Annotated in this window: 4 protein-coding genes; 1 reads left to right on the top strand and 3 read right to left on the bottom strand. The window is 67.5% G+C overall.

Annotated elements, in window-relative coordinates; genetic code table 11:
* The coding region (locus QZY48_RS06030) for a hypothetical protein (RefSeq protein WP_295429015.1) at positions 1-300 on the top strand (300 nt) is incomplete at its 5' end.
* Positions 301-314: 14 nt separating this feature from the next.
* Here QZY48_RS06030 and QZY48_RS06025 read toward each other — a convergent pair.
* From QZY48_RS06025 to QZY48_RS34605, 3 genes are all read right to left on the bottom strand, one after another.
* Positions 315-1,517 (bottom strand): ATP-binding protein, encoded by a 1,203-nt coding sequence (locus QZY48_RS06025; protein ID WP_295429012.1) that lies wholly within the window; start codon positions 1,515-1,517, stop codon positions 315-317.
* Between the two features lie 347 nt (positions 1,518-1,864).
* Complete coding sequence (locus QZY48_RS06020; RefSeq protein ID WP_295429010.1) at positions 1,865-2,176, bottom strand: nucleotidyltransferase domain-containing protein; 312 nt, start codon at positions 2,174-2,176, stop codon at positions 1,865-1,867.
* Positions 2,177-2,237: 61 nt separating this feature from the next.
* Positions 2,238-2,642, bottom strand: a complete 405-nt coding sequence (locus tag QZY48_RS34605; protein ID WP_366929639.1) for a PIN domain-containing protein — start codon at positions 2,640-2,642, stop codon at positions 2,238-2,240.
* Positions 2,643-2,724 lie beyond the last annotated feature (82 nt).

Here is a 2,724-nt window from a genome sequence, read left to right as displayed (position 1 = left end):
GTCGTAATCGTGGTCGGATTATTCGATTACGACAACGACAACGACAACGACAACGACAACGACAGCGTACCCGGGATCTCGGTCACCACATCAGGGCTGATCGCACCCGCGCGGCAGGCACCAGTCGGGCGCGTCACCCGCAATCCCAAGAACCCAAATCCGGCAATTGCTCACGCCAAGCCGCCAAGACGCCAAGAAGAAATAAAGGGATTTGCGCAGCAGCCGGATTGCCCGATGGGTGAGCCAAATCACTTCAACAACGCCTTGAAATTCCCTGGCGAGCTTGGCGCCTTGGCGTGAGCACTTGCAGGACTCTAGGATGAGGGAGTTGCGGCCGCCGTCCGCCGCAGCGTCACCCTCACCCAGCGCTCATCCTTGTCGTGTTCCAGTTGCGGCACGGTGCCGTTGAAGGCGCGCATCGCGCGGATCATGCGCGGGTAGCCGCTGCCGCGCTGTTCCATCAGGCGCAGGTCCCACAGCACGTTGGCGATGGCTTCGTTGCGTGAACGCGGCGTACCGCCGGCCAGGACCGACTCCGGGCGCTTGTGATTGGGCAGGGCGCCCGGGCTCGTTACCACCACCCGGTCATCGAAGACCTCGACCAGGACCCGGGAGCCCAGGATACTGTAGTCCCGATGCGCGACCGCGTTGACCACGCATTCGCGAAAGGCCGCCAGCGGCACCGGCCACTGCTCCGTGCGCTCGATCCCGACATAGCGCTCGCCGTGCCCGAGCGCGCGCAACCAGCCCTCGGCGCGCTGCACCTGCTCGTCGAGCCGGCCGCGCGCCTCCCCGGCCAGCAGCACCGCGGCGCCGCGCTCGGTCCCGGCATAGGCGACCAGATCCACCCACAGATTGCGCGTCGGCGGATACCCCTGGGGGTCCTTGCCGAAACACAAGAGCCCAAACAGGGTCGCCCGCAGTGCGCCGTCGAAGTCGCGCCCCAGCACCTCGCGATTGTAGAGGTCGATCTCCAGCGCCATCCCCGGCTCGGCGTCCAGGTCCACGCCCTTGCGCTGCATGTAGTCGCGAAAGGCCTGCGGCGCGATGGCGTCCGCACTGGTGCCGGGCACCACGCGCTCCTCGGTGAAGACCAGACCGTAGGTGTTGTACAACTCCTGCAACTCTGATCCCGTCGGCTCGTCATTGCCGCGGCCCCGCCGCACCAGCACCCGGCCGCGGTGGCGCAGGGGCTCAGGCCCACGCATCCGTCCGACCTCGATCCAATGGACCCAGCCCTGCGCGTCCTGTCGGCGGCCGAGCCGTGCCTGGACCGGGGCGTTGAGACCATTGTGAATGGCGTTGGTCAGCCGCTCCTGGACCTCCTCGGCGTCCATCGGCACCCCGTCGATGCGTCCGTCGTTGGCGACGCCCAAGACCACCAGGCCGCCCTCGGTGTTCGCCAGGGCGCAGACGGACTCCAGCCAGTCCTTCTCGCTCCAAGAGCGGAAGCGGCCGAGTTCGGTGCGCTCGTCCTCACCGGATTGAATGCGTTGCAAGACCTCGGTCCAGTCCATGTGTTTCCCCTCAAAAGCCGTACTTTGCCCTGCGCAACCGGAAGGCATCGTCGCCGCCATCCAGAGTGCGGATAATCGCGCTTCGGACCCTCGTGATACCGCTCCAGCGGTTTCACGCCTGTTTCAAGCGCTTTGCGCCGTGAGGCCGACGTACCGGATCGCGACTGCGACAGGTGCCGGACGGTTCCGGCCGCGCAGCGGCCAACCCCTGGGTGACACTGCTGGAGCGGTGTCACCAGCGCCGTTTGCGCCGCGCCGTAGCGATAGGTTCCGGTACGTAGGCGGAACGCCGAAGGCGGTTTCGCCGCTCTTGCTCCTGCTGGGCATCTGCCACACAAGCTACGGGTTCAGACATAAACCTGTCTGCCTTCCCGCAACGCCCAATACAAGGCACTACCCGGCTGCCCGCCCCAACGCGCCACCTCGTCCGCGGAATAGACCAGCACGTCGACCGGGATGCGCAAGGGCCGCAACGCGCGCCGCAACCGGACCATTTCCGCCGCGCGATCGGCGACCTGCGGCTCGATGATCAGCAGGTCGAGGTCCGAGTCTTCTCCCGCATCGCCGCGGGCATAGGAGCCGAACAGCAGGATACGCTGCGCGTCGGCGACCTGTGCCAGTACGCGGACGGCGGCATCGATCTGTTCCTGGCTGATCATCGGGGGCGCTCGCTACCGGTTGGGCAGTCCCTCGGGCACCTCGTCTCCAGGGCGCGGCGGTTCACTCCCGGACCGTCCCAGTCCCGCAGCGGGTCGCGGCCGGCAGGTAGTCGGCAAGGTTGAAGGTGGCGATCAGCTCGGCACCACCGTTGACCGCTGCCTCCAGGACCATCTCGTCGTTTGGGTCCCGCGACTGGGGTCGCGGTAAAGCATGGCGTCTTACCGGGACGTACGCAAGCCGCCTCGGGGGCCGGACCGCTGCTAAGTCCGCCCGGCGCTTGCCGTGACACGATCGCCGCGTCGCCTCCCCGCAGCGCCCCTGGGCGATTGTCTGGCCCCTTTGGGGTGGGCCGTCCCGCCCTGATCGGGCGTCTTTAGGTGAACTCCGGATAACCTTTGCACCCGCCCAACCGACCGGAGGTCGAGGCTTGCGCCGGACGGGGCGCTGCGGCCCGCTAACGGCCATGGCGCCCGCGCCACCCCGAAAGATGAAAGTTGCGGGCGCCATGGCCGTTCCCTCTCCCCGGCCCTCCCCCAGAGGGGGAGGG

Origin of the sequence: uncultured Thiodictyon sp., assembly GCF_903828115.1 — a bacterium.
Lineage (GTDB): Bacteria > Pseudomonadota > Gammaproteobacteria > Chromatiales > Chromatiaceae > Thiodictyon.
This window is presented reverse-complemented; position numbering and strand designations above follow the sequence as displayed.